The organism is Flavobacterium sp. FG68 (assembly GCF_057808895.1).
The window spans coordinates 47,457-53,957 of sequence record NZ_JBMDIY010000040.1; the positions used below are offsets into that span (position 1 = coordinate 47,457).

Genomic DNA, 6,501 nt, shown 5'->3' on the forward strand with positions numbered 1-6,501 from the left:
AATTGCCTGAGGTCTTTCTTTATGTTTGTTTCGCCACGAATTTCTCGAATTTCCACGAATTATTTATCTACATTGAAGCTGTATAGATTTAAAACTTTAAAATTCGTGCTAATTCGAGAAATTCGTGGCAAAAAAATTATTTCAATCTAACGCTCCATTCAAAATCCATTTCTGAAACCTGAACGCCTTCTTCATTTGTTCCTATAGATTTCATCCAAAAGGTTTGTCCCTCGCCTGTTGCGATTGTCTGCTGAATGGCTTCGGCAATTAAATGTCCGTCGTTGCATACAAAAGTTATTCTTCCGGTTGCTTTTTTTGTGAAGTTCCCTTTATTGTTAGCGACAAGCATTGAGATTTTTTTACCGCTTTGCTGAATTTGTGAAATAACCAAAGCGCCTGTTGTTAACTCGGCAGCCATTGCCTGAACTGCGAAATACATCGAATTAAAAGGGTTTTGATTTATCCAGCGGTGTTTTACACTTACTACACATCTGTCTTTATCGATTGCTTTTACACGTACGCCGCAAAAGTATGCCGACGGTAATTTGAATAATACAAATTTGTTAAGTTTAGATACAGATATTGCCATTTGATATATTTTTTATGTAAAAATACAAAAAAACTATGCACGCACAATAAATTGATATTACTTTCTAAAACCATCAGTAAAATCAATACTTAACAATGATTTTCAATTATTTATGATTCAAAAACTTATTTTGTATTTGTTAATATTTTGTTAATATTTGGTACTATGTAAAACAAGATACTGTCTTTTAGATATATATTTGCATAAGAAATTACTATATGCTTTTAATCATTCAATCAAAACCACTCATCATGGAAAAATCATCAGAAAAGAATATTTCGGCATTCGCACATTTAAGTACATTAAGTCAATACATTATTCCGTTTGGAAATTATATTTTTCCAATCATCATTTGGTCAAGTTATAAAGACAAATCGGAGTTTGTAGATCATCACGGAAAACAAGCTTTGAACTTTCAGTTAAGTTTATTGCTTTACACGTTAATCTTAGCTTTAATCGCAATTCCGGTTTTTGTTACGTTTTTTTTACAGAACCTTCCAATCGAAGCTGTTTTTAATGACCATGAAGATTTCTACATCAGAAATTTCAATTTTGAAGGAAACATTGGCCTTTTAAGTATTGGAGCTACGGCAGTAGTACTTTTTGGACTTTTAAAATTTGTTGAATTCTTTTTAGTGATTTATGCTTCTATAAAAGCTTCAAACGGAGAATTATACAAATATCCGTTAACGATTTCTTTTATAAAGTAACACTTCGACTTCGCTCAGTGTGACAAAACAGGTTAAAGGTTATAGCACAAAAAACAATCATTCATCAATCAATTATCATCAATCAAAAAACGAATTGTTCAATCTAAAAAAAACAAAATGAAATTATGAACATTGAAAACACAAAAGCACAGATGCGCAAAGGTGTTCTTGAGTTTTGCATCTTATCTGTTCTAAAAGAAAAAGACGCATATACATCTGAAATATTAGACACTTTAAAAAACGCAAAATTACTAGTTGTTGAGGGAACAGTTTATCCGCTTTTAACTAGATTGAAAAACGACGGTTTACTAAATTATCGATGGGAAGAATCGACATCTGGACCACCTAGAAAATATTACGGATTAACCGAAATAGGGCAAACATTTTTAAACGAACTTAGCGGTACCTGGACAGAATTGTCTGACGCCGTAAAACTAATCACCAATCAAAATCAATAAGTCATGAACAAAACAGTAAATATTAACTTAGGCGGTATGTTTTTTCACATCGATGAAGATGCATATTTAAAATTGACACGCTATTTTGACGCTATAAAAAGATCACTTAACAACTCGTCTGGACAGGATGAAATTATTAAAGATATCGAAATGCGTGTTTCTGAATTATTAACAGAAAAACAAAAAAGCGAGAAACATGTTGTTGGACTGAAAGACGTTGACGAAGTGATTGCGGTGATGGGACAACCAGAAGACTATATCATTGACGAGGAAGAAAAATCAAATCAGTCTTTTAATAATTATAGTGGAAGAAGTCACAAAAAATTATACCGTGACAAAGAAAATGGTATGATTGGCGGTGTTGCAACTGGTTTGGCTCACTACTTTGGAATTGATGCTGTTTGGATCAAAATCGTATTCTTAATCTTTGTTTTTGCAGGTTTTGGAACTGGGATTTTAGCTTATTTCGTTCTTTGGATTGTAACGCCTGAGGCTGTTACAACTTCTGAAAAGCTAGAAATGACAGGAGAACCGGTTACGATTTCGAACATTGAAAAAAAAGTTCGTGAAGAAATAGATTCATTATCTGATAAATTTAAAAATGCAGATTATGACAAAATGGGAAACCAGGTAAAATCGGGAGCTGAGAGAATAAGTAGTTCATTTGGAGACTTTATCATCACGGTTTTTAAAATCTTCGCTAAGTTTTTAGGAGTAGTTTTAATTATGTCTGGTATTGCGGTTTTAATCATGTTAATGGTTGGGGTTTTTACCTTAGGAACGAATGCTTTTGTTGAATTCCCATGGCAGAACTTTATAGAAGCCGGAAACTTTACAGAATATCCTATTTGGTCTTTTGGTTTATTAATGCTTTTTGTATTTGGGATTCCGTTTTTCTTCTTAACATTATTAGGATTTAAATTGTTGTCTCCAAACTTAAAATCAATTGGTAACATTACAAAATATACTTTATTAGCTGTATGGATTATCGCTCTTGCAATTGCAATTAGTTTTGGAATTAAGCAGGCTACAGAGATCTCTCGTGACAATAAAGTGGTAGAAAAGAAAATAATTGCCATTACTCCAAAAGACACTTTGTATGTAAAATTCAGATACAATGACTATTACGCTAAAGATTTATATCGTCACGGAGATTTTCAATTTGTACAGGATTCAGCTGGAAATGATTTGATTTATTCAACAGATGTACGTTTACATGTTTTACGTACTGATGAAACTTCTCCTTATATTCAGATAGAAAAAAGCGCCAGAGGAAATTCATTAACTAACGCTAAAAAAAGAGCAGAAAAAATCAATTTTAAATACCAGGTTAATGGAAATCGTTTAATTTTGGATAATTATTTTCTGACAGATGTTAAAAACAAATTCAGAGGTCAGGAAGTAGACGTGTTCTTATATTTACCAGAAGGTCAATTATTTAAACCAGATGCATCAATACAGGAATATGATGATACTGATGATAATTTCTTTAACTTACACTTTAGCGGGAATTACAACTATAAAGTAGAAGGTTCAAAAATTAAATGTTTGAACTGCCCTGCAGATGAAATGGACGATGAAGATCATGACGGAGATTATAATGAAGATTACAATGAAGAAAATCATATTGAAAAAGATACTGTAAACGAAGTTTCTATTAAAGTAAATGGTAAAGAAATTTTAAACGGTAAAAAAACTAACGGAAAGCTAACCACTGATAAAAACGGAGTTATAATTAAAATTAACTAAGCCATGATAAAAATAATCATTCATATTACGAAATTTGTTATTGCCACTATTACCGCTTTATTATTTGCTTCATGCAATAACTTAAACCTGAACACAATTGAAGGCAGCGGGAATGTAACCACTGAAAAAAGAATTGTTCAGGGAGATTTTAAAAACATCGAAGTAAGCAATGCAATAGATTTAGTTATTCAGCAATCTGATTCGGTAGACATTACTGTTGAAGCTGATGATAATTTACAGAAAGAAATCATTACAAAAGTTGAAAACGGAACTTTGATCATTGAATGTAAATTCTCTTCTTTCCGTAATGTAACTCAGAAAAAAGTAACAGTGAAAATGCCTCATGTTAACAGAGTTGAAGCATCAAGCGCTGCGAGTGTGTTAAGTAAAAATACACTTCAGGGAGAAAACATAGAGTTAGAAACTTCAAGTGCAGCGTCAATGCATGTAGATGTAGAGTCTGATAATATTTCTTGTAATTCAAGCAGCGGAAGCTCAATTGACATTAAAGGAAAAGCATTAAAAGTGCAGACTTCAGCGTCAAGCGGATCTTCAATCGAAGCGGGAAAATTATTAGCAAATGATGTTGATGCCGATGTTTCGAGCGGAGCAGTAATAAACGTTCATCCTATTTTAAAATTAAAAGCACAAGCGAGCAGCGGCGGAAACATTAACTATAACAATGTTCCTAAGACTATCGAGAAAACAGCAAGTTCTGGAGGAAGCGTTAGTCAAAGCTAACATTTTTAAACTGTTAAATATAAAAGAAATCATTCATCTAAAGTGGATGATTTTTTTATATTTGCCAAAATCAAATCTAGAATAAATGAAAAAAAATACAGCCCTGTTCCTACTGCTTTTGGTTACAACGTTAACTTTTGCTCAAAAGAGAGAAAAAGTAAAAGGATCTAAAATTGTAACTACCTCTATTAAAGACGTAGGAAGTTTTGATGCTCTTGAAGCCGATGATAATATTGAAGTTTATCTTGAAAAAGGAGAGAAAAACGAAATCAAAATTGAAGCCGATGACAATCTTCATGAAATCATTGGAATGGACTTAAGAGATAAAACGCTTCGTTTATATACATCAAAAGAAAGTACAATTTTCAAAAAGCTTTCTGTAAAGGTTACTTATACGAGTTCACTAACGAAAGTAATTGCAAAAAATGAGGCTAAAATTTATGCTATTCAGGAAGTTCAATTAGATGATATTACTTTTAGCAGTTTTGATTATTCCAGATTATACCTGAATGTCAATTCAAAAAAATTCAATTTAATTGCTGATGACAAATCAAGAACGGAGTTAAACTTAAAAGCTGATGATGGTAGTTTACAATTAAGCAAAAGTGCTTCTATTAAAACTTTGGTTTCTGCTATTAAATTTAAATGTGATTTGTACCAAAAAGCAAATGCCGCTATTGAAGGAATTGCTGAAAAAGCAACAATACGTTTAGATAATAATTCGGTTTTCACCGGAACAAAATTTACTTTGAAAGAGGCTAATGTAACAGCTGAAAACAATTCTGTTGGAAGCATTTTAGCCGAAACAACTGTTTCAATTGCCGTTGGAGATAAAGCAGAATTATCTTTATTCGGAAATCCAAAAATTGAATTAACCCGTTTCTCTGAAGAAGCTAAGCTGATTAAGAAGATTAAATAATTTGTTTCAGGTTTTCTTTGTTTCAGGTTTCAAGTTGAAATTAGGAATATTTATTATAAAAGAAAATCCCAGTCTAAAATCTAGACTGGGATTTTTTATTTTAAGTTTTACGTTCCAATAACTTGAAACAAAGAAAACCTGAAACCTGAAACAAAATTTACTCTTTAGAAGCTAAATAACGTTCTGCGTCAAGTGCAGCCATACAACCTGTACCTGCAGCAGTAATTGCCTGACGGTAAACGTGATCTGCAGCATCTCCGGCAACGAAAACACCTGCTACATTTGTATTAGAAGTTCCCGGTGTATTTATGATATATCCAGTTTCATCAAGAGTGATGTAATCTTTAAAAATATCTGTGTTTGGTTTGTGACCAATTGCTACGAAAAATCCAGTTGCAGGAATTTCAATAACTTCTCCAGTAGTTTTATTTAATGCTTTAATAGCATGTACTACATTTGAATCTCCTAAAACTTCAACAGTATCGTGATTCATTAAAATCTCGATATTTTCTGTTTTGCGAACGCGTTCTTCCATAATTTTTGAAGCTCTGAATTTCTCGCTTCTTACTAACATCGTTACTTTTTTACAAAGTTTAGATAAGTAATGTGCTTCTTCACAAGCAGAATCTCCTGCTCCAACAATCACAACTTCTTGGTTACGGTAGAAAAATCCATCGCAGACAGCGCACGCAGAAACGCCGCCACCCATATTTAAATAGTGCTGTTCTGATGGTAATCCTAAATATTTAGCTGTAGCACCTGTAGAAATAATAACAGTTTCACAGTGCAATTCGATTGAATCGTTAATCCAAACTTTATGAATATCTCCAGAAAAATCAACCTTTGTAGCCCAGCCATCACGGATATCAGCTCCGAAACGTTTTGCTTGTTCTTGTAACTGAACCATCATTTCTGGTCCTGTAACACCATCAACATAACCAGGGAAATTTTCTACTTCATTAGTCGTTGTCAATTGACCTCCAGGCTGCATACCTTGATATAAAACCGGATTCATGTTTGCTCTGGCTGCGTAAATTGCTGCAGTATAACCTGCAGGGCCAGAACCTATAATAAGGCATTTAATTTTTTCGATTGTATCTGACATAATGTGTATTGTTTTTTTGTGATGCAAATGTAAACTTTATTATAAAAAATAACACCGAAAATAAATCTGAAATAGCTATGTTAAAATAAGTTTTATTTATTTTCATTTTTTCCTTTTGTAAACAAATTTTATTTATATCTTTGCATCCGCTTTCGGGCACTACAATAAATACATCTTCGGGGTGTAGCGTAGCCCGGTTATCGCGCCTGCTTTGGGAGCAGGAGGCCGCA

General features: G+C 32.8%; 7 protein-coding genes. 5 read left to right on the top strand and 2 right to left on the bottom strand.

The window, feature by feature from the left end:
- Positions 1-136 precede the first annotated feature (136 nt).
- Positions 137-589: a DUF4442 domain-containing protein gene (locus ACODSB_RS20900; RefSeq protein ID WP_180860058.1), complete on the bottom strand. Its 453-nt coding sequence runs from the start codon at positions 587-589 to the stop codon at positions 137-139.
- A 251-nt stretch (positions 590-840) separates the two neighbouring features.
- Here ACODSB_RS20900 and ACODSB_RS20905 point away from each other — a divergent pair, with 251 nt between their 5' ends.
- The 5 genes from ACODSB_RS20905 (at position 841) to ACODSB_RS20925 (ending at position 5,166) form a co-directional block, all read left to right on the top strand.
- Positions 841-1,299, top strand: coding sequence for a DUF4870 domain-containing protein (locus ACODSB_RS20905; protein ID WP_488938442.1), 459 nt, complete (start codon positions 841-843; stop codon positions 1,297-1,299).
- A gap of 125 nt (positions 1,300-1,424) precedes the next feature.
- Positions 1,425-1,757, top strand: a complete 333-nt coding sequence (locus ACODSB_RS20910) for a PadR family transcriptional regulator (protein WP_017498072.1) — start codon at positions 1,425-1,427, stop codon at positions 1,755-1,757.
- 3 nt (positions 1,758-1,760) lie between these two features.
- Positions 1,761-3,506 (top strand): PspC domain-containing protein, encoded by a 1,746-nt coding sequence (locus ACODSB_RS20915; protein ID WP_180860060.1) that lies wholly within the window; start codon positions 1,761-1,763, stop codon positions 3,504-3,506.
- Between the two features lie 3 nt (positions 3,507-3,509).
- Positions 3,510-4,247, top strand: a complete 738-nt coding sequence (locus ACODSB_RS20920) for a head GIN domain-containing protein (RefSeq protein WP_053472376.1) — start codon at positions 3,510-3,512, stop codon at positions 4,245-4,247.
- Between the two features lie 85 nt (positions 4,248-4,332).
- The gene (locus ACODSB_RS20925; protein ID WP_488938443.1) at positions 4,333-5,166 is read left to right on the top strand and encodes a GIN domain-containing protein; all 834 of its coding nucleotides are present in this window, start codon (positions 4,333-4,335) and stop codon (positions 5,164-5,166) included.
- 157 nt (positions 5,167-5,323) lie between these two features.
- Here the strand turns inward: ACODSB_RS20925 and trxB are convergent, their stop codons facing one another.
- Entirely contained in the window at positions 5,324-6,271 is a 948-nt protein-coding gene (gene trxB / locus ACODSB_RS20930) for a thioredoxin-disulfide reductase (RefSeq protein WP_053472378.1), read from the bottom strand.
- Positions 6,272-6,501 lie beyond the last annotated feature (230 nt).

What these genes read in the sequence shown, in the direction of transcription:
- ACODSB_RS20915 (WP_180860060.1), top strand. Translation starts at nt 1,761, where the DNA reads ATGAACAAAACAGTAAATATTAACTTAGGCGGTATGTTTTTTCACATC.
- ACODSB_RS20925 (WP_488938443.1), top strand. Translation starts at nt 4,333, where the DNA reads ATGAAAAAAAATACAGCCCTGTTCCTACTGCTTTTGGTTACAACGTTA.
- trxB (WP_053472378.1), bottom strand. Translation starts at nt 6,271, where the DNA reads ATGTCAGATACAATCGAAAAAATTAAATGCCTTATTATAGGTTCTGGC.
- ACODSB_RS20900 (WP_180860058.1), bottom strand. Translation starts at nt 589, where the DNA reads ATGGCAATATCTGTATCTAAACTTAACAAATTTGTATTATTCAAATTA.
- ACODSB_RS20905 (WP_488938442.1), top strand. Translation starts at nt 841, where the DNA reads ATGGAAAAATCATCAGAAAAGAATATTTCGGCATTCGCACATTTAAGT.
- ACODSB_RS20920 (WP_053472376.1), top strand. Translation starts at nt 3,510, where the DNA reads ATGATAAAAATAATCATTCATATTACGAAATTTGTTATTGCCACTATT.
- ACODSB_RS20910 (WP_017498072.1), top strand. Translation starts at nt 1,425, where the DNA reads ATGAACATTGAAAACACAAAAGCACAGATGCGCAAAGGTGTTCTTGAG.